The organism is Vibrio sp. OPT18, assembly GCF_015163615.1.
In the GTDB taxonomy this organism is placed as follows: Bacteria; Pseudomonadota; Gammaproteobacteria; order Enterobacterales; family Vibrionaceae; genus Vibrio; species Vibrio coralliirubri.
On sequence record NZ_JADDYK010000048.1, the window covers coordinates 42,593 to 66,076 of the forward strand.

At 45.0% G+C, this 23,484-nt stretch carries 25 protein-coding genes; 10 read left to right on the forward strand and 15 right to left on the reverse strand.

The annotated features are described in order from the left end of the window. From uhpB to uhpT, 3 genes are all read right to left on the reverse strand, one after another. Positions 1 to 1,417: signal transduction histidine-protein kinase/phosphatase UhpB (gene uhpB, locus IQQ51_RS11130; protein WP_265584313.1), on the reverse strand; the 1,417-nt coding region annotated here is incomplete at its 3' end. 38 nt (positions 1,418 to 1,455) lie between these two features. Beyond that, on the reverse strand, positions 1,456 to 2,064 hold the full coding sequence (uhpA, locus tag IQQ51_RS11135; protein WP_017061545.1) for a transcriptional regulator UhpA: 609 nt from the start codon (positions 2,062 to 2,064) through the stop codon (positions 1,456 to 1,458). Between the two features lie 147 nt (positions 2,065 to 2,211). Beyond that, positions 2,212 to 3,606, reverse strand: coding sequence for a hexose-6-phosphate:phosphate antiporter (uhpT, locus tag IQQ51_RS11140; RefSeq protein WP_048610001.1), 1,395 nt, complete (start codon positions 3,604 to 3,606; stop codon positions 2,212 to 2,214). Between the two features lie 369 nt (positions 3,607 to 3,975). On the opposite strand from uhpT, the gene IQQ51_RS11145 reads away from it, so the two are divergent. After that, on the forward strand, positions 3,976 to 4,746 hold the full coding sequence (locus IQQ51_RS11145; RefSeq protein WP_193841095.1) for a hypothetical protein: 771 nt from the start codon (positions 3,976 to 3,978) through the stop codon (positions 4,744 to 4,746). 185 nt (positions 4,747 to 4,931) lie between these two features. On the opposite strand, the gene IQQ51_RS11150 is transcribed toward IQQ51_RS11145, so the two are convergent. Next, positions 4,932 to 5,270, reverse strand: a complete 339-nt coding sequence (locus tag IQQ51_RS11150; RefSeq protein WP_193841096.1) for a DUF1840 domain-containing protein — start codon at positions 5,268 to 5,270, stop codon at positions 4,932 to 4,934. Between the two features lie 315 nt (positions 5,271 to 5,585). Between IQQ51_RS11150 and IQQ51_RS11155 the strand changes: the two genes are divergently transcribed. Further along, on the forward strand, positions 5,586 to 6,779 hold the full coding sequence (locus tag IQQ51_RS11155) for a GGDEF domain-containing protein (protein ID WP_193841218.1): 1,194 nt from the start codon (positions 5,586 to 5,588) through the stop codon (positions 6,777 to 6,779). 25 nt (positions 6,780 to 6,804) lie between these two features. Here IQQ51_RS11155 and IQQ51_RS11160 read toward each other — a convergent pair whose 3' ends face one another. Beyond that, positions 6,805 to 7,089: a hypothetical protein gene (locus tag IQQ51_RS11160; protein ID WP_048610314.1), complete on the reverse strand. Its 285-nt coding sequence runs from the start codon at positions 7,087 to 7,089 to the stop codon at positions 6,805 to 6,807. A gap of 158 nt (positions 7,090 to 7,247) precedes the next feature. Between IQQ51_RS11160 and IQQ51_RS11165 the strand changes: the two genes are divergently transcribed. Then, positions 7,248 to 8,120 (forward strand): pirin family protein, encoded by an 873-nt coding sequence (locus tag IQQ51_RS11165; RefSeq protein WP_193841097.1) that lies wholly within the window; start codon positions 7,248 to 7,250, stop codon positions 8,118 to 8,120. A 211-nt stretch (positions 8,121 to 8,331) separates the two neighbouring features. Here the strand turns inward: IQQ51_RS11165 and IQQ51_RS11170 are convergent, their stop codons facing one another. Beyond that, entirely contained in the window at positions 8,332 to 8,613 is a 282-nt protein-coding gene (locus IQQ51_RS11170; protein ID WP_017057600.1) for a pyrimidine/purine nucleoside phosphorylase, read from the reverse strand. A 307-nt stretch (positions 8,614 to 8,920) separates the two neighbouring features. Between IQQ51_RS11170 and IQQ51_RS11175 the strand changes: the two genes are divergently transcribed. Both IQQ51_RS11175 and IQQ51_RS11180 read left to right on the forward strand, forming a co-directional pair. Further along, positions 8,921 to 9,385 carry a DUF2850 domain-containing protein gene (locus IQQ51_RS11175; RefSeq protein WP_017065063.1) on the forward strand — a complete coding sequence of 155 codons (465 nt, stop codon included), beginning with the start codon at positions 8,921 to 8,923 and terminating at the stop codon, positions 9,383 to 9,385. A gap of 400 nt (positions 9,386 to 9,785) precedes the next feature. Continuing rightward, complete coding sequence (locus IQQ51_RS11180; RefSeq protein WP_193841098.1) at positions 9,786 to 12,320, forward strand: glycosyl hydrolase family 18 protein; 2,535 nt, start codon at positions 9,786 to 9,788, stop codon at positions 12,318 to 12,320. A gap of 136 nt (positions 12,321 to 12,456) precedes the next feature. Here the strand turns inward: IQQ51_RS11180 and IQQ51_RS11185 are convergent, their stop codons facing one another. Then, complete coding sequence (locus IQQ51_RS11185) at positions 12,457 to 13,305, reverse strand: alpha/beta hydrolase (RefSeq protein ID WP_017061536.1); 849 nt, start codon at positions 13,303 to 13,305, stop codon at positions 12,457 to 12,459. Positions 13,306 to 13,562: 257 nt separating this feature from the next. Further along, positions 13,563 to 14,156 carry a TetR/AcrR family transcriptional regulator gene (locus tag IQQ51_RS11190; RefSeq protein ID WP_193841099.1) on the reverse strand — a complete coding sequence of 198 codons (594 nt, stop codon included), beginning with the start codon at positions 14,154 to 14,156 and terminating at the stop codon, positions 13,563 to 13,565. A 161-nt stretch (positions 14,157 to 14,317) separates the two neighbouring features. On the opposite strand from IQQ51_RS11190, the gene IQQ51_RS11195 reads away from it, so the two are divergent. Both IQQ51_RS11195 and IQQ51_RS11200 read left to right on the forward strand, forming a co-directional pair. Continuing rightward, entirely contained in the window at positions 14,318 to 15,274 is a 957-nt protein-coding gene (locus IQQ51_RS11195; protein WP_048610304.1) for an AEC family transporter, read from the forward strand. A 123-nt stretch (positions 15,275 to 15,397) separates the two neighbouring features. Beyond that, positions 15,398 to 16,438, forward strand: a complete 1,041-nt coding sequence (locus tag IQQ51_RS11200; RefSeq protein ID WP_193841100.1) for an acyltransferase — start codon at positions 15,398 to 15,400, stop codon at positions 16,436 to 16,438. Positions 16,439 to 16,537: 99 nt separating this feature from the next. Here the strand turns inward: IQQ51_RS11200 and IQQ51_RS11205 are convergent, their stop codons facing one another. Both IQQ51_RS11205 and IQQ51_RS11210 read right to left on the reverse strand, forming a co-directional pair. Continuing rightward, the gene (locus IQQ51_RS11205) at positions 16,538 to 17,416 is read right to left on the reverse strand and encodes a 6-pyruvoyl trahydropterin synthase family protein (protein WP_048610300.1); all 879 of its coding nucleotides are present in this window, start codon (positions 17,414 to 17,416) and stop codon (positions 16,538 to 16,540) included. Between the two features lie 232 nt (positions 17,417 to 17,648). Then, positions 17,649 to 18,473 carry an AraC family transcriptional regulator gene (locus IQQ51_RS11210; protein ID WP_193841101.1) on the reverse strand — a complete coding sequence of 275 codons (825 nt, stop codon included), beginning with the start codon at positions 18,471 to 18,473 and terminating at the stop codon, positions 17,649 to 17,651. Between the two features lie 110 nt (positions 18,474 to 18,583). Here IQQ51_RS11210 and IQQ51_RS11215 point away from each other — a divergent pair, with 110 nt between their 5' ends. Then, positions 18,584 to 19,060 (forward strand): YHS domain-containing (seleno)protein, encoded by a 477-nt coding sequence (locus IQQ51_RS11215; RefSeq protein ID WP_193841102.1) that lies wholly within the window; start codon positions 18,584 to 18,586, stop codon positions 19,058 to 19,060. A gap of 17 nt (positions 19,061 to 19,077) precedes the next feature. On the opposite strand, the gene IQQ51_RS27755 is transcribed toward IQQ51_RS11215, so the two are convergent. Beyond that, entirely contained in the window at positions 19,078 to 19,200 is a 123-nt protein-coding gene (locus IQQ51_RS27755; protein WP_265584314.1) for a hypothetical protein, read from the reverse strand. Between the two features lie 49 nt (positions 19,201 to 19,249). Between IQQ51_RS27755 and IQQ51_RS11220 the strand changes: the two genes are divergently transcribed. Further along, positions 19,250 to 19,885, forward strand: a complete 636-nt coding sequence (locus IQQ51_RS11220; RefSeq protein WP_193841103.1) for an START domain-containing protein — start codon at positions 19,250 to 19,252, stop codon at positions 19,883 to 19,885. Between the two features lie 41 nt (positions 19,886 to 19,926). Here IQQ51_RS11220 and IQQ51_RS11225 read toward each other — a convergent pair whose 3' ends face one another. From IQQ51_RS11225 to IQQ51_RS11240, 4 genes are all read right to left on the reverse strand, one after another. Next, positions 19,927 to 20,451, reverse strand: coding sequence for a hypothetical protein (locus IQQ51_RS11225; RefSeq protein WP_017061527.1), 525 nt, complete (start codon positions 20,449 to 20,451; stop codon positions 19,927 to 19,929). An 8-nt stretch (positions 20,452 to 20,459) separates the two neighbouring features. Then, positions 20,460 to 20,846, reverse strand: a complete 387-nt coding sequence (locus IQQ51_RS11230) for an MAPEG family protein (RefSeq protein WP_193841104.1) — start codon at positions 20,844 to 20,846, stop codon at positions 20,460 to 20,462. A gap of 626 nt (positions 20,847 to 21,472) precedes the next feature. Beyond that, positions 21,473 to 21,940 carry a YjiG family protein gene (locus IQQ51_RS11235; RefSeq protein ID WP_004737023.1) on the reverse strand — a complete coding sequence of 156 codons (468 nt, stop codon included), beginning with the start codon at positions 21,938 to 21,940 and terminating at the stop codon, positions 21,473 to 21,475. Then, a complete protein-coding gene (locus IQQ51_RS11240; protein ID WP_048610036.1) occupies positions 21,940 to 22,677 on the reverse strand; it encodes a nucleoside recognition domain-containing protein in 738 nt (245 codons plus the stop codon). Before IQQ51_RS11240 ends, IQQ51_RS11235 begins: the two co-directional genes overlap by 1 nt. 526 nt (positions 22,678 to 23,203) lie before the next feature. On the opposite strand from IQQ51_RS11240, the gene IQQ51_RS11245 reads away from it, so the two are divergent. Continuing rightward, positions 23,204 to 23,380 (forward strand): hypothetical protein, encoded by a 177-nt coding sequence (locus IQQ51_RS11245; protein WP_017061524.1) that lies wholly within the window; start codon positions 23,204 to 23,206, stop codon positions 23,378 to 23,380. Positions 23,381 to 23,484: the final 104 nt, after the last annotated feature.

The following is a 23,484-nucleotide window of genomic DNA, read 5'->3' on the forward strand; positions in this document are numbered from 1 at the left end:
ATGAGCCATTAGCGTTGATTGTCATCTTGCCGCCGAGCGCCTGAACACGCTCTTGCATACCACGAACCCCCATTCCTTTGAGAAGGTCTTGCGCTGTAAAACCAACGCCATTATCTGAGATCCGAAGATAAGCCTGATCATCTAAAATCAGTTCAATTCTGATTTCGCTCGCGTTGGCGTATTTAGAGGCGTTGTTTAGAGACTCTTGGCACAGCCTGAAGATAGTGACCTTAAGCGTGTCACTCAAACACGAGTAATCACCTTGCCAATTTAACTGGATATCAACGCCGTGATCAGAAAACTCCATCTCTCGAATAAGCTGTTCCACAGAATCTTTTAGATCCAAATCGTCCAACATCTTAGGTCTTAGTTTTGTAAGTAGACGTTTGGTGGTGTCATAAACATTCAAAGATAATGATTCAATGGTACCCGCACAGCGAACGCTCATCTCAGCGGCATCGACGCGTTTAATAATGCTTGCCTGAGTACGAATTGCCGTGATGTTTTGGCCGATTTCATCATGCAGTTCACGCGCAATATCACGACGAACCGATTCTTCAGCGGTAACTAACTGACGTGAAAGATTTTGATTCCTAGAGAGCTCGCTCCGCAATTTGGAGTTGAGATCTTTCTGCTTTTGAACCGCAAGGCCAAGCAGTATACCTGTGATAGTTTGAGCAGATAGAGACAAGAGTAAGTCGGTAATTTCGAGTTTGGATGTTCCGCTGTGGGCAGCAATCAACGCGACACTATTTAACATTGTTGCAAGCAGAGCGCCTTGCCATCCGTAACGAACAGCGAGCAAGATAATAGGGATAGCCATACAGAACGGGGCGAAGCGCCTTAGTTCATCAGGCAAACTGGTTTGTATCAAAATACTGGCCACCAACAAGACGCTATATAAAGCGATGTGACGAATTTTGAACTCAACGACATTGTTGATTAAGTAAGAGCTTAGTGGCGCCCACTTATTTTGGAATAGATAGTTCCAGACCAGATAACACATCGGCACCAGCATCAGTCCACCCGTGATACTCGCTAACCACACCATGTAAACGGCTGGTACATGAGAACCCACCACAGCAACGTTAATTGATGCGGTGACCATGATTAAGCTCGCCATCACTAGCAAGTGACGATTCTGGTCACCAGAATAATAACGCTTGGCAATGAGAGTGGCAGGAATACTCAATCCACTGGCGATAAGGATCGTCAGCCATTGAGGTTCATCAAGTAGCAGAGCTAAAGCGATCGCAAGCCCCCACTCTGCAATATAGATAGCGGGCCAATAGTGGGTGCGAGTGTGCAGCGTCATTCCCAATCGAAGTGAGAATGGGAAAAGCAGAATGGCTAACTCAGGGTCATTAATGAAATAGAAGGCAATAACCCATAAACAGAACCATGCACAGCCAGCCATAAAAACCCCACACAGGGAGGTGGCTAGATAGGAACGCATTAGTACTGGTCTTGTGTGAACAATTTAGCTAACTCGACGTTGTTCTTAACATTGAGTTTGTCCATCGCATTGGCTCGATGTACATGCACCGTTTTATGGCTAACTCCTAGCTCTACGGCAATAGATTTTACATCGAGCCCTGTTGCCAATAGCTGACACACTTCGCTTTCTCTGCGGGTGAGCTGATTTAAAGAGGCTTTATTCTTCATGGGCGTCGCAAGCTTTATAGCGATATCGGGCGTGAGATAACAGCCACCATTTGCGCTCGTGTGTACGGCTTGGATTAACTCATCAGGGCTACAGCGCTTGCTGAGATAACCTTTGGCTCCTAACTCTAATGACTTCTCAACCATCGCCGGAGAGTCATGAACGCTCAACATGATGCTGGCAATGCCAGATGGAATCTCTTCCAATAAACTCAGGCCACTTTCGTCCTGCATTGAGATATCCAAGATCACGACATCAGGGTGACAGCTTGGCAATCCTAGGCGTGCTTCTGCCGCAGAGTTGAATTCCCCCACGACCGTAATATCAGCTTCAAGACTGAGTAATTGAGCAAAGCCAGATCGAACAATGACGTGGTCATCAACAAGCGCAACATTAATCATGATATTAACCAGAATTAAGAGTAAGAAAGAAAAATAGCCCCAACAGGAGCTATCTAAAATTAAGTTTATTGATAGAGATGATACTGAATCGAACTAACGATTGGTATGATCTCACGTGCTTTAATCAGATAAAGCACGTGAGACTCGCTACGCGTTTTGAGACGCTAAGTGCATTTTCTTAGCGTGGCGAATCTTCTTCTCTTCCGCAACCGCAACGAAGAGCAGTAACACGATACAAATGGCAGCTGACGTATCAAGCGCTGCGAACGTGCCTTTCCAACCCGTTAAGCCAAAAATAGGCGTGCCGTCTGCAATCATGCCTAAGCCAAGTTTGGCAAAGCTGTCACCAATTAAGTAAGCAAATGTGCCTTTCACACCATCTGCAACACTGATTGCTTTCTTAGGCACGAAACCTACTGCAGCAACACCAATCAGCAACTGAGGACCAAACACAAGGAAACCAAGCACAAACAGTGATGCTAAGTACATGAACTCACTTGTTGCATGTTGATAGAACTCTAGAGAAACGATGATAAGGCCAAGCGACACACAAGCAACCAAAGCACGGCGCCCGTTCGCAAGGTCAGATAGATAACCCCACATTAACGTACCGACTAGTGCACCAACCTCAAACAGAGTGAAGCCTGAAATCGCCGTTTCCTTTGATAGACCTAGCTCTTGATACGCATAAACGGTAGACCATTGATCGATACCGATACGAACAATGTATAAGAAGATATTCGCGAAGCAGAGCAACCAGATCACTTTGTTTTTCAGGATGTATTCAACAAAGATCTCTTTCTTAGTCATTTGATTTTCTTCAGCAGCCGTATCTTCTTCGCTGACTTCTTCATCAAACAACTCTTCAACCGTACCTAGACCATAGGCTTCTGGAGAGTCATTACCAAAGCGCATACCAATAAAGCCAACCACAATCGCAATGATTGATGGGAACACGAACATACCGATCACGTTGCCATCAAATAGGTAGTTAGCACCGAACAGAGCAACACCAGCCGCACCTGCGCCACCCACGTTGTGCGACATATTCCAAAGGCCTAAATAAGAACCACGCTTGTTACGAGGCGTCCATTTAGTGATGGTCGAGTAGCTTGAAGGACCGCCGGTACTTTGAAAGAAACCACTCAACGCATAGAAGGCAACCATCAAGAATAAGCTAGCGCTGCCGCCGCCCATACTGAAGCTGAAGCCCAACATGGCAATACCAGAAAGGACAAGCATGAATGGTAGGAACTGCTTAGTGTTTTTACCATCGGCATAATAGGAAACGACAGTTTTACCGATACCGTAAGTGATAGAGAAACCCAGACCGATAAGACCTAGATCCGTCATCGACAACCCATAAGTAGAAATCATGTCGTTTTGCGCGACATTGAAGTTCTTACGGACCAAATACATGGTTAGATAACCAATGAACACGACGAGGTAAGATTGTAGGAATGGTTTAAACCACATTTTTCTTCTAGTTTCGACCGGAAGATCCAGCGTCGGTTTTCGAACCTGATCTAGGAACTTTAACATTGTGAACTCTCTTATTATTTATGAGGTCTGCACGGCATAATTGCGACCATGCATTGTTTGTTATTTGACAGGGAAATAATAAGGAGTCTAAAAATCGACCGCATGAGAGAGGGTCTTAGAATAACTAGGAAAAATTCTTAGTTCAGAATTGGGAGTCAAGAAAGCGTGAACAGCATCACTTTGTTTACGGTGTGTTATGGATTGATATATCGATAACAAAAGTCACTCATTTCAAGGCTGACGAACCTTGTAAATAAACAGAAACAAGTGAAACACTTCGCAACAAACAAAGCATTATTCATAATGGTTGCCTGACATTGCATTGATAAAGTTTGGATCCTTTTATAAACACATTTTTAGGTTCCAACTATGAATTCAATGGTCAAATCATCACTTGCGATTGCTATTAGCCTTCCACTACTTGCTGGGTGTGTGACACCTGGTGAAGATGATCCCAATGCGAGCACCAAGCAGGGCGCTGTCGGTGGCGCACTGTTAGGACTCACGATAGGTGCATTAACAGGTGATGCAGAGCTAGCAATGAAAAGTGCCGTTGTCGGCGGAGTAGCCGGCGGGGTTGCAGGTGCAGGTAACGACATTAGAAGTAATCGAGACAACATCCGTCACGATAGCCGTAACGAAGCCATTGCGCACACCAACGTCAATGCCACAGCAGCAACAGAGACGAAGCAACAAAATTGGGAAGAGCTCAATAATTTCATTGGCGAATGGGATGTCACTATCCACAATCACGTTAACACTCTGGATACCATCTCGGACTTAGAGTCGACAGGAAAACTGAACAGCATTAGTCAAGCAGAGGTGAGCGTAGCTAATTCACAAGGAGTCAACCTAACGGCTCAGTTCTCTTACGATGAAGCTCAAGGCTACCAAATGGATGTCACTAACCAAGCTACCCAGGTAAATGTCAACTTTGCTGGCGAGCCTCAATCTCAAAATAATCGTTACAATTTTTATCCAACTAACATCCAAGATGTCATCTATGAGGGTGTAAATAGTGCTGATGTTCGCATTGAATTGGGAATGCTCAATAGCCAACTTTGGATCTTAGAAAGCTACGCTTACCTAGATGGTAGTGAAAAGAAAATACAATCGATTCGATTTAACAAAGCCAGCTAGCTTTTCGTTATGAGCGGTTCGTTATTAATTATTAGTTATTAGTTACTAGCTTCTAAATCGCTGATCAAATAAAACATCAGTATCGGTTCATCACCATCAAACTCCATGGTGTGTCCGATACTGGTTCAACATCCATTCTTATTAAAATAGATTCAATAGGCTTGTTACTTTTCGCGCGAATCGTACTACAGTCGTTTACCGCTGCCGTCTTCCCACATCACTTCGCATTCATCCTTGATGGCGGCCTTTAATAATTCAACCAGTGGGAACGCTCGGCTACCGATATTAACAGGCGCTTCAACCACCTCTTCTTCATTGTCGTCATCAGTATTTTCTTGCTCTACGGGCTTGCTCTGCTCTGCTGCAATCGCAGCACGTAGATTATCCAGAGCTTTAGGAACCTCTGAAGCATCCAGAGCGCCTGGGATGGAGCCGCTATGCCCAAGCATCTTGATGAACTGGAGGCCGACTTCACCGAACATCGTGACACTAGCATGAGCTTTACAACTAAAGGTAATTAACATAATGAGCCTTTCTTAATTTTGGTCGTTTACAAACTATGTGGAGTAACTCACTTGAAAGCAAGTAGATAAACATCAAACAACGGTTACAGATTTGATGCTTAAATCTAATCTTTTAGAGATGACCTGTACCGTCGGTGATATACATCACTATTTTGAATTAATTGAACAGCCTTTCATATGAAACCTTGATAGTAGTCACACTAAATAGACATCTAAGCCTCTGCATAGCTTGTTATTTAATCTACTATTAACACCATTATCAAAAACTTTGGCACAGATCACATGAAAAGGCTCGTCGGCAGACACCTAGAAGAAATGGCGGACATACGATCCACCCGTAAGCAAAAAATTGTCCACTCCTTTTCACTGACTGCCGCTGCGTTATTCATTTTCTATACTTGGGCTTACTTCCAAGGCCAGCATTACACGCTGTCAATGTTCGAATTGTGCTTCGCCATCATTGCCATCTCTAACGCTTTATATGTAAGAAAAGTCATCAACCCTGAGTACTCCGAATTGATCCTGAGTGCTGTTCTTCTAGTTCAGGGCGTCATCCTATTCTTGTACAGTCACGCCATCCCCGATCGCATACTTTGGCTCTACCCAATTCTAGCCGCGGTCATTTTCATTAATGATTTCAGAATTGGCATTATCTTCAGCACCTCGTTTTGCCTGTTCATCAGCACCTTGATTACAGCAATGCCCAACAACTTTTCTTTGCCATTTAACAGCACACACCGATTTGTCCTTAGCTTATTTACCATGAGCTTGGTGTGCCACACATCCGCCTACTACTACACAAAAGCCGTCAGTTATATTCAACGCCTGTATAAAGAAGGCATTGAAGATCTCGCCTACAGAGATCAGTTAACCGGCTTGGCAAACCGTTGGAGCTTTGAACGCTGGGCGACAGAAAAACTAGCCACAGTAGATAGTGAGCGATCACTTACGGCATTGGTCTTTTTGGATATAGATGACTTTAAAGGCATTAACGACAGCTACGGGCATGATGTGGGAGACAGTGTCTTACAGCATTTTGCCAATCGCTTGAGCAACAACATTCGAACCAGAGACAGAAAAAGCCATGAATACGATTATTCCATCGCGCGCTTTGCTGGAGACGAGTTTGTTTTGATGCTCTACGATATTCCTACACGTAAAGATCTAGATGGTATTCTGGATAGGATTTGCGGGCTGTTCGAAAGCGGCTGCCAAACAAACGAGAGAATCAAGGAGTTAACGCTCAGTGTTGGAGTTTCTTTGTATCCGCAAGATGCACAAGAATTACATGAGCTAACGAGATGTGCTGATAAAGCGATGTATGTGGCCAAGCATTCAGGAAAAAACCGATACGCTTATTATCACGACAACCCAGTATCGACCTTGATAGAAGAACTACCAACGAGCCTTATTAGCAGCTCAGCACCGGATTCATCTGAACTTGAAGATTGCTTTGAAGCGAAGATCGAAGGGAACAATGTTACGCTATTAAAAACGCGCCAACGCTAGCCATTCCTATCACTGAGCGGCGCTGCTAACCTGCAAAGTACATAAGCCAAAGGCTCACTAACCCGATCATAATAATCCATATGACTTGACGTGTTCGGTTTGGGTTATTCCCTTTAGGTCGCCTCACCACGGTTTTAAAAGCGGCTTGCTTAGCTGACTGAATAAACGGCGCTTCTATCTCGCGTTTTTTCACGCGGCGTTTTACCGCACTGTTTGCAACCTCTGTAAAACGCTGACTTTGCTCCGTTGTAAAGTCGTTATCAAAACCCATCCGACCATGCCTTTCGCCATGTTTTTGCTGAACTGCCATAGCGGCCTCCTTGGCGGTCTACTCTCTATTCAAGTATAGACATAATTTCATATTGTTACCTGTTCAAGATTTTCGAATAAGTCACTCAACGTTGTGCCATCTTCTTTTTAAATCAAATTACATAAACTACAGCTATTCAAGTTTACGAGGGTTTCAAAATGACGAATGTAAGAGCAGTAGATCATGTGATTGCAGCACATGCCACCTCAGATGGTGATGGCGTCAAAATCCGACGACTCGCAGGTTTTAATAACGCACGTTTCTCTCCATTTTTAATGATTGATGAACTTAAGTCGGATGAAAGCAAAGACTATGTTGGCGGCTTTCCTCCACATCCTCACCGTGGGATAGAAACGCTCACTTACATGCTCCAAGGTCACTTCCAACACAAAGACCATATGGGAAATGTTGGAGAACTGCGCAGCGGTGGCGCGCAATGGATGGCCGCAGGCCGTGGTGTCATTCACAGCGAAATGCCAATGATGGAAGAAAGTGCGCTGCATGGTTTTCAGATTTGGATAAACCAACCTGCGACACACAAAATGCAACCAGCGCAGTATCACGATTTCCAAAGTGAAAGCATCGCGGAACATCAAAGTGAACGAAGTGGTTTGTTAAGAGTGATTGCTGGAGAGTTTGAACTGCACAACCAAACTGACGATGATTCAGAGGCTTTACGAGCGCAGGGGCCATTACAGAAAACAGGTGTGCCATTAAGCGTTGCGGATTGGCGCTCTCATTCTGGGCAAAAAGTCACGTTAGGGACTAATGTTAATCACAATGCCATGACTTACGTGTACAAGGGTAGTATTAAGATCGGCGACAAAGTGATCAACCAAGGTCAACTTGCCCTGCTCACCAAAGCTGACTTGCTGTCTTTGGGTAGCTTGGAAGATTCAGGGGTACTGATTTTTTCTGGTGAACCGATTAATGAACCTGTTGTGCACTATGGTCCGTTTGTCATGAACTCGATGGAAGAGATTGAACAGACAATTCAAGACTACAACAACGGTGTGTTTGAGACTTACTGATGTCTTGGCTTTGAGCTTTGAGCTTTGAGCTTTGAAGATTGAAGAGATTTTGCAACGAACAACGATTTGGTCATCCATTTGATGACTACAAAAACAAGTGACACTATCCACTGCCGGTTACTATCACTTATTTAACCACGCTCCTAGAGCGTGGTTTTTTTCTATTCAATCAGAGACAAACGATGCCCTGATTGAACAAATTTAGACCTGATTACAAGTACTCACACAGGTAAGCCGTCGCTTCTTTTACCTGTAGGTCGAATGATGAATCACCCGCAACGTCAAAAGACTCACCAGATTGGTATGTCGTCCAGTCATCATCGCCAACACGCTTTACAATCAAAGCACCTTTAACAACGGTCATCTTTTCTGGAGCCGCAGTACCAAAAGTGTACTCACCAGCCGCCATTACACCAACACTCACATCAGCACCAGACTGGTTAAACGCTAACGACTTAACGCCACCTTCAAAGTATGTGTTTTCTTTAATCATTGTACTTCCTTGTTATCTTCAAATTGCAATTATTGAGCTCACCGAGTAAGCCTATGCGTAAATTTAGGTGATAATTGTTTTAACCAATTCGAGACTTTCCTACAAGAAATAAATACGCATAGCTTAAGCATTTCTGGAATTCGCTTTCATGGATAACGTAAATACTGAGGAGCAAGGCTAAAAACCACTAATGCAACCAAATTTATTAGAACATTCGATCCTGCTTCTAACTCTTAGAACAATTTTTGCAAACTAAGGTTTTAGTTAATAGAATCTAAAACAATATCAGTCGAAAAATGAAGAGATAATGGCAAAAAAGCCGACTAAAAGCAGAGATCTATTTGCCAACTCGTTACTCTACGGCTTCCTATTAGCTGGCTTTATGGTTGCCCTCACCGCCGGCTATTTTGCTTACCAAGCCCACCAGCAATCTGTCAGCCCAAGCAACGTCTATGGCACATGGATAGAGATTGCGGCGCCACCTTACAACACCGATATCCTGACACTTTCAGAGAACGGTGTGATGATGAATCATCGTCTTATCACTACCTCATTCGATTTTGACGGTAAGATCGTCACGATCAACACTGGCTCTGGAACCACCGTTTACACCATCAGTGGTACTTACGATTCGCCTCGCTTGAAGCGATTAGAGCCAAGCGTACCATCTCAGCAATTTATTAAAGAAGGCTACGAAGATACTGCGACTGGTGATACCCATAGTGTCATGCAACAACGACGCGCTTCCTTAGCTGAACAATTCAAAAGATAGACCTCGCTTCTCCTTACTCCGAACTGCATTCGCCTTCAAGTTTACTCGTCGATCGAACACACTCGCTCAACATACTTCACTTTGTGATTCTGCTTCAATCCACAGTATTTTCTTATAGTTTGTCGCACCTTTTCATAACTTCATGTCGTGAATTTTCACTTGTGAGATTTTCCTACTGAAGGATGTTTTATTTTATAAAACATGGACTCAGCCTCTCATTCGTTAAGCAACAGAATTGTAACAAGATACAATTTTTTAGTTGTCCATCGAAAACGGATTTATTTTCAGTTATGAAATTAAAACTCTCTCGAATACTGACTGGGAAGCTCCTTCAAAACTGATTGGAGCCGTTTATGGGGCCATTGGGTTCTCGTAATCTTCAAGGAATGAGAGAAATAGTATGATTCGTATAAATACCTGTGCTGCAAGCATTGCTCTAGCGCTATCTGGTACAGCATTAGCTGCTCCAACAGCACCTAGCATCGACATGTACGGTTCCAACAACCTGCAATTTTCTAAAATTGAACTCGCGATGGAAACCACCTCTGGCTACAACCAGATGGTGAAATATCACGACAAAGCGAAGGTCGACGTTAAGTTCAACCAATGGAGCGGAACGTCAGGAAACACGTACAACATCTACTTTGATGGCGTTAAAGTGGCCACCGGCCCAATCACTGGCAGCCAAACCACAGCTTCTTTCGAATACGGCCAAGGCGGCTTATTTGAGATGGAAATCGAAGCATGTGATGAAACAGGTTGTAGCAAGAGCGCACCAGCTCAAATCACGATCGCTGATACCGATGGCTCACACTTAGCGCCACTTGCGATGAATGTGGATCCGAACAACAAGTCGTACAACACAGATCCAAACACGGTAGTCGGTACTTACTTTGTTGAGTGGGGTATTTACGGCCGTGATTACACCGTTGATAACCTACCCGCTGACAACTTGACCCATATCCTTTATGGCTTCATCCCAATTTGTGGTCCGAACGAATCAGTTAAATCAGTAGGTGGTAACAGCTACAACGCACTCATGACAGCTTGTCAGGGTGTTAACGATTACGAAGTGGTAATTCATGATCCTTGGGCGGCATTCCAAAAGAGCTTTCCTCAAGCGGGACACGAATACAGCTCACCGATCAAGGGTAACTACGCAATGATGATGGCGCTAAAACAGCGTAATCCTGATTTGAAGATCATCCCATCGATTGGTGGCTGGACGCTGTCTGACCCGTTCTTTGATTTCACAACCAAAGCCAACCGTGACACCTTCGTTGCATCGGTTAAGAAATTCCTCAACACATGGAAATTCTACGACGGTGTGGATATCGATTGGGAATTCCCTGGTGGAGGCGGTGCGGCGCCAGACCTTGGTGACCCTGTAAATGATGGCCCAGCTTACATTTCATTGATGGCAGAACTTCGCGTGATGCTAGATGAGCTAGAAGCGGAAAACGGTCGTACTTACGAGCTCACTTCTGCGATTGGTGTCGGCCACGATAAGATTGAAGACGTGAACTACGGCGATGCTATCCAATACATGGATTACATCTTCGCAATGACTTACGACTTCTACGGCGGTTGGAATAACGTTTTAGGTCACCAAACAGCACTCAACTGCGGTAACTTTATGCGCCCTGGTCAATGTGATGGCACAGGCCTTGATGAAAATGGCGAACAGTACACAGGCCCTGCTTACACCACAGACAACGGCATTCAATTGTTGCTTGAGCAAGGTGTTCCAGCGAACAAGCTTGTGGTTGGTACAGCGATGTACGGTCGTGGTTGGGAAGGCGTATTACCATCATCACTCACCGATCCTAGCGACCCTATGACAGGCGTAGGTAACGGCAAACTGAAAGGTAGCTCTGCGCAAGGCGTATGGGAAGATGGCGTTATTGATTACAAAGGTATTAAAGCAAACATGCTTGGCGCGAACAACCAAGGCATCAACGGCTTCGAATATGGCTACGACGAAATGGCAGAAGCGCCTTACGTTTGGAACCGCACTTCAGGCCAGCTAATCACATTTGATGATGACCGCTCAGTTAAAGCAAAAGGCGCGTACGTTCGTAGCCTTGGTCTTGCGGGTCTATTCTCTTGGGAAATTGATGCAGATAACGGCGACATTCTGAATGCGATGCATGAAGGTCTTGCTGGCGGTACGACAGATCCTGTCAACCGCAAACCAACCGCAGCTGCAGGTGCAGACCAATCAGTTGAAGGCCCGGCTTCTGTTTCTCTAGATGGCAGCGCTTCAAAAGACAGCGACGGTACGATTGCGAGCTATGCTTGGTCACAAGTAAGCGGCACGGCAGTAACGCTGGCGAACGCGAATGCGGCTGTTGCAAGCTTCGATGTGGTTGAAGTCGCGCAACAAGAAGCACTCACGTTCAGCCTAACGGTAACTGATAACGAAGGCGCTACTGCAACTGACACCGTTGTTGTAACGGTAACTCCTAAAGACACAGGCCCAGTCAATACAGCACCAGTTGCTGTGGTTACGGCTCCGGCTGAAGTTAATGCGGGTGATGTAGTCGTGGTTGATGCTTCAGCTTCGAGCGATGCAGACCAAGACACATTGACCTTCACATGGGATGTACCTGCTGGTATTGATGCAACGGTTCAAGGTTCTTCAGTGAGCTTTGTCGCGGCGGAATACACGCAAGATACAACGCTGAACTTCTCTGTAACGGTCAGCGATGGCACAGAGACATCGGTAGCGGCTACTTCAGTGAAAGTTATTAAGAAAACCACAGGCGGCGGTACGTGTACTAACGCTTGGGATTCAGGCGCGGTTTACACGGGTGGCGATCAAGTAACTCAAGGCGGTAAGGTTTGGGAAGCGAAATGGTGGACAACCGGTGAAGATCCAACAACGACAGGCCAATGGGGTGTGTGGAAAGAGATCGGTCCTGCAAGCTGCTAACTAAAAATAGGGTTTAGCTAAACGCGAACTAAGCGTCGACTAAACACCTAAAAGCAAGGCCAACCAGATAATGTCTGGTTGGCCTTTTTAGTGTTTGTTTTCTTAGCTGGCGTTCTAATTGCTTGATTCGTTAAAGTTAACCAATCAAGTTATCAAAACTCTCGAATACTTGTGGGCACTTCATTACTCGCCCGTGGCCCTGCCCTTGAGTCGCAATCAAGGTAACGCGACCCATTTCATTAGCCGCACGCTGAGACACATCAAACTTAGTAAACTTGTCTTGCTCATCATGAACGATGATCGTCTGAGACTCACGAAGCGCTAGCTTTCCATAGGGATCAACAGACTGAATTGGGTAGTTAAACTGCTCTTCTACTTCTCCGACTACCGCTTCAAACAGTTTCATTGAGTAACCTGAACGCGCGACGCTGCCAAAGAGGTTTTCTAGATAATCCAGTACAGGTGCAATCAGCAATAGTGGCTTGTTTTCCAATTTAACGTGCTTACATTCCAACGCAGAAGCCGTACCCATGCTGTGACCGACCAAACCAGCTACCTCACCTACCGAATCTAGAATCGCTTCAAGACCGTTCACAAACGCAGGAATATGACCATGCACACCATCGCTGCCACCATGAGCAGGATGGTCGTAAGCCAGAGCCGTAAAGCCTTTAGCGGCGATGTGTTCCATCAGAGGGAAGAACTGACTCGCGGTGCCAGACCAGCCATGAGTCAGCACCCAAACAGGACCCGTACCTAAAGAGTACGTTTTTATAACGCCATCACGACCTTTAATTTCACTCTTGATAAGCCCTTGGGGATCAGCATTTTTTTGCTCAGTACGCATTGGAGTGAGCAGCAGCTTACGTGCTGTTTTCTTCGCATGGCTCGGCGCTAGGATGTAATGCAGGTTGGTTGTTGCGCCAATCAAGCTGCGCTTGAAGCTGAATTTGTTCGATGTATTAAAGTAGATTTTGTCACTCATGACCGTTCCTTGTATCGCCATTATCATTGGCGGATCGAGCTCGGCCCTAAAAATCGAACGACCGTGCTATTTGTTAGTATAAAAAATGGCGATAGCGCTTTTTATGGCTGCTTGCCGCCACTTCTCTTAAAGTCTTTTGCAAACCGTAGTTACGCAAAGTCACATGCTTTACGAGTTCAATAGTTTGCGGGCTAAGAAGCTTGCAAACTAACTGGTTTGCGAACTCTATGGATTTCCTAACCAAGTGGCTTGGCGAGTTAAACCGCTTTCCAGCTAGTGAGTAAGCGCTGTACACCACTCCAAAAATGGGTGTGGCTCGCTTGTTGGCCTCGCAACGAGTAGAACAAGTTCGCACTCAAGTAGAGGCCGTATAACTCGAAAGTTGCCTGTTTAGGATCTAAATCGGCTCTGAACTGTTTGCTCTCAACCGCTTTTGCTACCTGAATCGTCAAGTAGTCAATCCACACTGAAATGGTTTTCTGCAGTGCTTTCTGAATCACAGACGTTTCACTGCCCGCATCTTTCCATGCATCAATAAACATGCAACTGCCTTGGAACGAATGGTTCCAGCCTAGCCAATTGTCGAGCAGCTGTTTCAATTTCGCTTCAATATCACCATCTCCCAGCTCTCTTGCGGGAATGATGACTCTTTCGGTGAATATGGCGTAGGAATACTCGAGTACAGAGAGTTGCAGGTTCTCTTTAGAGTTGAAGTGTGCAAACAAGCCACTCTTAGACATGCCACACTGCTTGGCTAACTCGCCAATCGTCAAACTCTCAAGCCCATTCTCACTCGCAAGCGCGAATGCATGGCTCAAAATATACTCTTTGGTTATCTTTCCCTTGCTCATTATTCACCAATAATAAATCTGATACATTATTTTTAGCACGTTCGTTCTTTTTTTCAAGATTTTTTACTTAACCCTTGGTATTCATTTTGTATTATCAAAGAATTGTGGAAAAATGCGACAATATTCAAAGGAAATTGAAATCGGCTAACAAAGGAAAAACAATGAACACACTTTGGGAACAGTTTGCGTTTTCGGCGTCGGTAACAGGCCCTATCTGTTTAATGCTGTTTCTTGGTGTGATGCTCAAGCGAATCGGCTTAATCAATGACAATTTCATTGATGTCGCATCTAAGGTGGTATTTCAAGTCACCCTGCCCGCAATGCTATTTCTGAGTATTGTTCAATCGAATCACAACTTTTCAGCCAGTAGCGCGTTAGTTGCCTTTGGCGTCATCGCTAACTTTGTCTTTTTCTTGTTCACGATTTTCTCGACCAAGTTAGTATTTAAAGGTTCGAAAGATCAAGGTGTGATTGTCCAAGGTGGATTTCGCGCTAATACCGCGATCATCGGCCTCGCCTATGTGGCTAATATCTATGGCAACCAAGGCGTGGCATTGGCGGCTATCTATGTCGCATCCCTAACCGTGCTGTATAACATTCAAGCCGTGATTGCACTGACACCCAAAGGCGAAGACACTGGCGCGAAAGCGATTAAAGTAATCGCCAAGTCGATTACCAAAAACCCATTGATCATCGCTATTTTCTTAGCGGTCGTCTTCTATGCGCTTTCTATCCCTATCCCAAAAATGGTCACTGACGCTGGTCAATACTTTGCCAACATGACGTTGCCGTTAGCATTGCTATGTACCGGTGGGTCGCTCGATATCAGCTCGCTCAAACAAGAAAAGTTATCGACGTGGTTTGCCTCTAGCTACAAGTTAATTGCCTCACCGTTACTGATTACATTGGCGGCTGGGTACTTAGGATTTGAAGGGCTCGATCTTGGGCTTATCTTCTTGATGAGCGCAGCACCAACGGCAGCGGCAAGCTACGTTATGGCTCGTGCGATGGGAGGAAACTCAACACTGGCGGCTAACATCATCGCGCTTACTACTGTTGTTTCTCTTATCACTTGTACTCTCGGTATTTTTGTACTTACTGCAATGGATTTAATATAGCTGCGACAGGCTTCAAAAAACCGACATAAGCCTTGAAACAAAGGTCATAAGCCTTGATTTAGGACTAACTGGTTGGGCATAAAGACTGCTAGATTTCGTAAAAATTTTACTAAGAGATCTGATATGTCTTCCGTTCAACATACGCCTTCACAACACATCGCCAGTATCGAGTTAGGCCGAGTGATTGCTATCTTGGCGATCATTGGTTTACACGGTCAAATGGCACTCACTTATTGGCAAATAGATGAAGTGCCTTGGATCGGTTATGTACTCAACCAAACCGCTCGTTTTGCGGTACCTCTGTTTTTCCTAATCTCCGGTTATCTTATTCAGCCCAAGCTGACTGCCTCCCCGTGGCAAACCGTCATTAACTACTCTAAACCACTGCTTAAGGTTTGGTTGGTATGGAGCATCATTTGCTTAGTGATGCCATTCAACCTCGCGAAAGTAGAAGAGTTTGGATACCTAGGTGAGCGCCAAGGCTATTGGGGCTTTTTAATGAACACACCACTTAACTCTTTCTTGGAGGGCGGATTGGTGCATTTATGGTTTATTCCCGCTCTCGTATGTGCCGTTTTGATCATTGCTTTGATAGTCGAAATGAAACTCGACAAACTGCTATTACCAACGGCTATTGTACTTTACGTTTATGGTGTTTTAGCGGGCAGCTACGTAACGCTAACCGGGTTAGAAGCACCTTTCTTCACGCGTAATGGCCCGTTCTTTAGCACGTTAATGGTGACCTTAGGTTTCCTTATTCGTCAGAATCAATGGAAGGTGTCATCAACTAAAGCGTTGGGGTTATTAGCGTTAGGCATGTTGATTCACTTTGCTGAGGCGGCATGGCTCACCACGTTCGACGTCGGATTCAACATGAATGATTTCTTGTTTGGCACGGCGTTATGGGGGATGGGCGTGTTTATGTGGCTTTTGGCTAATCCAAACATGGGTAACTACGCTTGGGTGCGTGCCATTTCAAATCGCATGCTGGGTATCTACGTTTGCCATCTGCTGATCATTATCGTGTTATTCAATGTCTGTGGAGTTTTAGGTATTACGGAATTGGCAAAAGACGTTACGGTATTTTTTGGCACCGTATTGTTGAGCTTTGGGTTGGTTGCTGGGATCGAGAAAACACCACTGCGACGCGTGCTACTTCGCTAAATCAGTTTTAAAGAGCCACAAAAAATAAAGGCAAGATAACGGATTACCTTGCCTTTATTTCATCATGTCAGTAACGAGACTGTATCACTCGTTCAAGTGTTATCGGAACGCCATTGCGCCCTTGCCAACACCTTCATAAGCGACGATTTGTAGTGATTGGCTCTCTGCTAGGCTCGGTTCAACTTGATCCGCAATATAGCCCGCAAGTAATTCCACCGTGGTATCCGTCGGCAAGATTTCTGTTTCACTCTTAGCAATCGCCAGCTCAAATTCGCCTTGTGGTGCGGTGTAGCGGAAACCATAGTGACTTTCATCATTAACAGTGTTCGCGTGTTCACTCAGGTTAAGTGATGAAACTGAAACCTGGTCTTCTTTAGACCCTAAATAAATGTCTTCCCAACGCTGAGCAAATGCTTGTTCGCGTTGCTCGTCACGCTGACCATCAACCACGATTTCGACTGGAGAACGGTGACCATGGGCGATGCGTTGGCAATTACCATCATGCTTTTTCAAACCATGGGTGTAGTGGTAGAACGCGCCATTAATGTTCTCATGACGAAGGGTGATCTCTAACCCGGTGACGTTACTTGGTAGGTTATCGCGAAGGATATTGTAAACGTGTGCGGTCACACTCTCGATGGTGATCGCTTCTGCATCAATCAGGCAATATGCTTCATCAGGGCAATGTAGATGAAGGCTCTTGTCACCACGCAACACATCAACCTTAGAGTAGCCCGCTTTGCTCCCTTGAAGAACAATTGCAGCGCTTTGCATTGGCAGCAATAAGCGGTGATCAACATGCTCATCGACAAGCTGTTTGATCTGCTTTTTGACCTTGCTAAAATCCAGCACCATGCTCATTTCATTAAGTTCACCAGACATGGTGACATCTAAAATCCAACTATCTCCTACGACCCCTCTGTGCTCACAGATGTATGAAGAATCGATAACGGTAAGGTCTCTTACAAATAGGTTCAAGTTGAACTCCTTAATACTTTAATGAGATACGGGAGGCTGAATAATGTTCAGCAGGCACTTCGTCTCATTGGTGTCTAGATAAAATAGGACGGGCAGGATGTTACAACGCGCTTATAAAGTCCACCTTTTTACACCCTCTTCCGATAAAAGAACAAACTACATACAATTTCCGCTAAAACATAGACCAGCCTGATGCGAATAGCCATAAACCGAGTGGGGATTGCCCGGCGTTTCACGACGCATTTTGTTTTAGCCAACGGCGCGGCGACACTCCGGCAACATGTTGAAAAGCACGTGAGAATCCTGAGTAGCTATTGTAACCCACTTCATCAGCGACCCAATTGATCGGCTTATTTTGCAATAACAGAGATTGAGCCACAGAGACTCGCCACTTTTGCACATAATCTCCCGGCGTTTCACCCACTTCCCGTTTGAACGCTTCAATAAACTGAGTGCGAGACATCGCGGCCAGTGACGCCATTTCGGCAATCGAATAATGACGAGCAGGTAATCGATGAATAGCCGAGACCACAGAAGCCAATCGTGGGTGAGCAAGTGCCGAGAAAACGCCGCTATCAATTTTCTGTTGTTCGATGAGATGACGAAAAATCAAAGCCATCAAGGCATCGCTCAATTTGTCCATTAAGTACTGCTGCCCCGACGATTCTTGGCTCGACTCATTAGATAACACCTCGATCACTGGCATTAAGTTAGGTGCCTCCTCAAACGGAATCACTATTACGTCAGGCAGAGCCGACAATAAAGGATTCATCTGCCCGGAACGATACTGCACGTTCGCGCACACGACTTCCGCGCCGTCTCCCACGCCTTCTATCGCATGTGGTGTGCTATTCGGCAAATAAACAATGCAAGGCTGCGACAAATGCCTGTGTTCCGTATGAGCGCTAGACAAGCTCAACTCCCCTGCGCTCAATACATGAAGATGCCCCTCTTTACCTTGTTGCGCGTTAAATGACGACACCCCACACAGGTTTCCAGAATAGAAAACGCCAGTGCGTATCGAGAAATGTTCCATGAGTTGTGAAAGCAGATCCATGCATCCTCCGAACGATTCGCTTAGTTTTTAGTTCTTTTGTCCCTCTATAGACCGGACGAGTGGGCTAAATTATTTCAAACAAGATAACCAACACTGACAAGGAACTTGATATGTCACACATGAAATCGACCAGTCAAAAAATCACTCTATTGGCCGCGTTACTAGGCACCAGCTTTTCGTTAATGGCAGCAGACCTTGATATGAGTGTCGACAGCAATGACCTCGCGATCAAAGGCTATGATCCTGTCGCTTACTTTGCCAATGAAGGCCCATTAAAAGGCACATCTGAGTTCACAGCGACCTATAAGAATGCGATCTATAACTTTGCGAACAGTGAAAACAGAGATGAATTTCGAGCCAATCCAGAAGCCTATGCCCCTCAATATGGCGGTTACTGCGCGTTTGGAGTAGCCATGGGTAAGAAGTTTGAAACCGACCCTCTCGCTTGGAAAGTGGAAGATGGGAAGTTGTATCTGAACTTAGACAAATCGGTTCAGAAACGCTGGCTGGAGAATACACAAGAGTTCATCCAAGACGCCAACAGCAACTGGACAACCATCAAAACCGTAGAAGCCTATAAGCTATAAGCTATAAGCTATAAGCTCTAGCCTACAGCGCTTATCCATTGCCCAAGAATAAAACGGAAGCGACCGAACGCTTCCGTTTTCATTGGGATTTTCCCCAAAGAGGTCAATCCAAAGCGATTAGCAACACCTACAAAGTCCATTTCTATTCTATAATCCTAGAAGATAAGCTTTTCTTTTTATGGAAGAATAATGACATTACCTAGGATTTTGGTACTCGGCCTCTGCGCCCTATCGACACTGACTTATGCCAACCCGTGGCAGTTCGTCAAAAGTGAAGATGGCATCATGATAGATAAAAGGCCACACAGCGAAGGCTTGGTCGAGATACGAGCACAGATGCAAACGCCCACCACTTACTCCGGTTTTTTACTGTTATTGGAAGACAGTGAGAACGTGCCAAACTGGATAGATAATGTATCGCAAAGCCGTGTGTTAATGCAGATATCTGAGGCGGAAAACATCGTCTATACCCAATTCAAAGCACCGTGGCCTGCCAGAGATCGAGACATGGTGACCTACTCAAAATACAGCATCGAGGATGGGCAGTTTGTCTTGTCGATAAAGGATGCGTCGAACTATTTGGCGAAAGAGTCGGGATACATTCGAATCTACGATGTGGACGCACTTTGGACACTGCAACCGCTGACTAATGGCAATACCTACATCACCTACACCGCTTATGCGAACGCAGGTGGCATCCTACCGAATTGGTTGATGAACAAGTTATCGATAGGCAGTGCACTGAGCACATTTAAAGGGCTAAAAGAACAGTTACCAAAGTACCAAGGCCAACAGCACCCTAACCTGCCAAGTGAGTCTCGCTAACGGTAAAGTAGACAAGTAAATAGAGGAAATAAAGTTAAAGACTAAGGTCTTCTAGCGAGATCGCGCGCTAAGATAAGCGCCAAGCCAAATACTTGAAGAAACAGGGCGATGTTCTTATAAAAAGCCATTTTCTCATCAAGCCTTTGGATTAACTCAACCAAGGTCAGGTTATCCAAATAGTAGTCATCGATTCGGGTTCGTTGCGCTTCTTGTGCACTGTTTATCAGCATCATCAGTTTCGGTAAGTGAGCCAAAGAGATACTTGGCACTTCGCTACTCACCCAACGCCTAAGTTGCCCACGCAGTGCTTCATCGAGAACTGTGGTTGGCTGCACCGTTTCTGGTTTATCAAGGTGAATCAAAATCGCTTCACGCTTGCGCTCTAGGGTTTCAATCGTATTCCAAGCAAGCTGTATTGAGTACACATTGCCGTATTTTCGATCGTTGTATTCCGCTTTCTCAGCTTCAATTTTATCGAGCACCAAGCTCGACATGACAATCGCCATGATGTTGAGTATCAAGCCTGCGAGGACAATTGCCCAAGCAGGAGGAAGACGCAACGCCATAATGCTCCCTAGAACATTTTATCAAAAGGTAGGTAAGCTAAGTTTAGGACAATCAAAGAGATCATGCAGATAAGCGTTAACACCATCCCCACTTTTCGACCTTTGAAATTCTTCGCTAAGATCCCTTTCGCATGAATCACTCGCCCCAGAATAAACGCGACACCAATGACATGAATCAGCCACACACCGGCACCATTCATCTCTACCAATCCCATCAAAATCACCGTGATTGGGATGTAATCCATAGCGTTACTTTGTGCCGAACGTGCTATCTGTAACGACTCAACACCGCCATCAGCATGAGCAACAAGATTGATTCGCCTTTGCTTGATCACCTCTATCGCTAACCAAATCATTACGACCGTCAGCAAGGCTGCGTAAAGTGCTGTAACCATCATATTTCCCTATTTTTTTGTGTTTACTCAGTGTTCTTTGTTATCTGTTCGACAACACCTGCCGAGATAAAATGAAAATCGCGCCCGAGCACTTGTAAGAGATCTCTCACACTGAACGTAAGAGATCACAATCAAGCTTCGCAGAAAATTCCTAAAATACAAACCCAAGCCCTTGTTTTGTATGAATCCACGCATACTTCTTTCGATCAGCGGGTACATTTATTTCTTGAGGTGGATTGTGAGCAAAGCCTCTGCAGTGTTTAATACACATGTCGACAGGGAGTTGGCAGGAACAGGAAAAAGCCTAACGGATTAGGTATCTTCAGGATGAAGATTTGATGGCTTAGGATGAGTTATCAGCAAGGAAGTTATGCTCTAGGATAGAGTCGCTTATCAGGATGATGAGTTTGCAAGGACACCGCTAGGACGGCGATGAATTGGATAGGTTAAAGGATTTAGCCACGTCAAGGAACGATGCAGGGAGCACCAGTTACCTATTGAAAGATAAGTAACGCGCAGTAGCAGGATGGCTACGAAAAGAATAGACCCCGTTTGGTGAAAGCCAAACGGGGTTTCCTTTTTTGTAACGTCTGAAAGCTGTTCGCAGCTAACCGTTCAAAGTCACGTTACAAAATAATGTTCATCAAGAACATTGCACCAAACGCATTCAATACCGAAATCGCGATCATCACCGGGATGTAGCGACCTTCAGTACCAATTGGTCCCATAATACGGCCCATGTATTGCACCTGAGAGCCCATCAAGTAGATAGCTGGCGCCAAGATAGCGATATGGTTGCCGTTCAGAATACCTTGGTCAAACAGCGTGATAACCACGCCCACCGCGCCACCCATCGACATCCACGCACCAATCAATACTGCTGCCGCTTCGCCAGGTAAACCAAATACCGCCATAATTGGAGCAAATACACTGCCCATCAAATCCAGCGCACCCGTTATCTGCAATGCCTTGATGATCACAAACGCCATCAGAACATTCGGTACCGTAGAGGTAGTAGCAATAACCCAGCCTTTCTTAGCACCTTCAACGAAAATATCAGTAACCATTGGTTTCTTTGCTTTAACTTCGCTCATTATGCTACTTCCTCTTCCAGTTTTTGTTCTTTGTCTGATTTTGGTTTGTCTTCTTTGCCTTCAGTAATGTTGAGGTAAATACGGAACAGATTCGCGCCGACAAACTTAAAGATAAACATCACAGCGACAGCCAAACCAATTGACGATGTCACCGCTAAAGAGCCGTCCATCGCGGTTAGAGTGAACAGCACCGCACCTGAAGAGAAAAAGTTAACGATCGCCGCACCCGCAGTAAACTGGAACATGGTAAACACATCGGTTTCGCGTTTAGTGAGATGCCCTTCATCTTTCAGTTGACGTGTCATCGCAGCACCAGCATCGGTACTTTGCAAAGACGCGATCAGTGCCAAGCCTGAGTTACCCGGAATCCCCATCAGAGGGCGAAGCAGAGGTGTCAGCAGTTTACGAGCTGCATCCAGTGCACCGTAGTGCTCAAGTACGTTGATCATACCCAGTGCAAACATCACGGTCGGAATAAGTGTCAAAGCAAAAATGAAACCGTCGCGAGCACCACTACCGCCTTTACCACGCAGTGACGTCGTTGCCGCTTGAATACCATCGGCCGTTTCACTCACATCGTAAGCGACCTTACCGAATGAACCGTTGAGCGTTGTAAAATCGAACACTCCATACCATTCATTGGACTGCATTAAACCTGAAAAGAACACAATCGCGAACGCGAGTGCGATATAGCTGCCGATCGTGACTTTACGATCGGTTTTGGTTGGATTAGTCATAAGGACCTCTATACATCTCGTTTATGTGGAACAGAACACGTATAGATAGTGCAAACTAATGAGCGAAAGGTTAATGACCAAAATCAAATAGCGTATCGGTTTGAATAAAAGAAGCACAGCAACATATAAAACTGTGATTTGGATTTAAAAGCAGGACCATACGCTAAATAAATTAGAATATTTCACATACAAAACTAAACAAATCTTGCTTCAACAGCGCAACCAAAAACGCACACAATCGCCACACAAGTCTGGCTTCTAGTGAGAAGTTTTTACCTAGTGCGATCTCTGATAATGTTGTAAGAGATCTCTTATATTGTTTTTCTGGTTAATTTTAATTCGATTATAATACAGAGACTTAAAGAGTGATTTCACTTCCAGAATGCAACCGTTTTCCCTTAGTTGATTGAGTTTTGAGCCAAGCGTAAACAGTGAGCCATTTTATAAAGAATTTGAGCTTAATTCGAAATTTCAGCCCCCAGAGGTGCTATAGACTTCGCGCAGCCAATATAGAAGGAGAACGGTGATGACTATGGAAATGAGAACGCTTAAATATCAAGTAATGGGCAAAGGCATGTGGATCACTGCGACGGTATCTCGCGTAGTGGCGGACAAACTTGCGCTTGAATACCAATCCTATGGCTGGCCTGTTGAAGTATGTGCAGCAGAACAAACACTGACGTTTGATCTCAATGCTGCATAATGTTGGCAATTTCGAATAAGCTCTATCGGCACTGAGTCCGGTAGGGCTTTTTCTTTAGTCTTTAGTCTTTAGTCTTTAGTCTTTAGTCTTTAGTCTTTAGTCTT